The 1027-nt window shown below is 66.2% G+C and carries 1 protein-coding gene; it reads right to left on the bottom strand.

All coding sequences use genetic code 11. The features are described 5' to 3' along the window. A partial coding sequence (locus LMJ29_RS10535) for an aconitase family protein (RefSeq protein WP_264758848.1) occupies positions 1 to 1027 on the bottom strand: 1027 nt, incomplete at both ends.

Here is a 1027-nt window from a genome sequence, read left to right as displayed (position 1 = left end):
GAAGTTGCGGGTCGAGGTGGAGACCACGGTCGAACCGGTCTGCACGCGGGCCTGGTTACCCATGCACAGCGAGCAGCCCGGCATTTCCATGCGCGCGCCGGCCTTGCCGTAGATGCCGTAGTAGCCTTCCTCGGTCAGCTGGTGGGCGTCCATCTTGGTCGGCGGAGCCAGCCACAGACGGGTCGGGATGCCACCCTTGACCTTGTCCAGCAGCTTGCCGGCGGCGCGGAAGTGACCGATGTTGGTCATGCACGAACCGATGAACACCTCGTCGATCTTCTGACCGGCGACGGTGGACAGCAGGCGGGCGTCGTCCGGATCGTTCGGCGCGCACAGCACCGGCTCCTTGACGTCGGCCAGATCGATCTCGATCACGGCGGCGTATTCGGCGTCGGCGTCGGCGGACAGCAGCTGCGGGTTGGCCAGCCAGGCTTCCATGGCCTGGGCGCGACGCTCCAGGGTACGGGCATCGCCGTAACCTTCGCCGATCATCCAGCGCAGCATGGTGATGTTGGACTTCAGGTACTCGGCGATGGCGTCTTCCGGCAGCTTGATGGTGCAACCGGCAGCCGAACGCTCGGCGGAGGCGTCGGACAGCTCGAACGCCTGCTCGACGGTCAGGCCTTCCAGACCTTCGATCTCGAGGATGCGGCCGGAGAAGATGTTCTTCTTGCCCTTCTTCTCGACGGTCAGGAGGCCCTGCTGGATGGCGTAGTAGGGGATGGCATGCACCAGGTCACGCAGGGTGATACCCGGCTGCATCTTGCCCTTGAAGCGCACCAGCACGGATTCGGGCATGTCCAGCGGCATCACGCCGGTGGCGGCGGCGAAGGCCACCAGGCCGGAGCCCGCCGGGAAGGAGATGCCGATCGGGAAGCGGGTGTGCGAGTCGCCGCCGGTGCCGACGGTGTCGGGCAGCAGCATGCGGTTCAGCCAGCTGTGGATGATGCCGTCGCCCGGACGCAGGGACACGCCGCTGCGGTTCATGATGAAGTCCGGCAGGGTGTGGTGGGTCTTGACGTCGATC

Origin of the sequence: Pseudomonas oryzagri (assembly GCF_020831405.1) — a bacterium.
GTDB lineage: Bacteria > Pseudomonadota > Gammaproteobacteria > Pseudomonadales > Pseudomonadaceae > Geopseudomonas > Geopseudomonas oryzagri.
The sequence above is the reverse complement of the archived record's forward strand: the minus strand, read 5'-3'. Positions and strand labels throughout refer to the sequence as shown.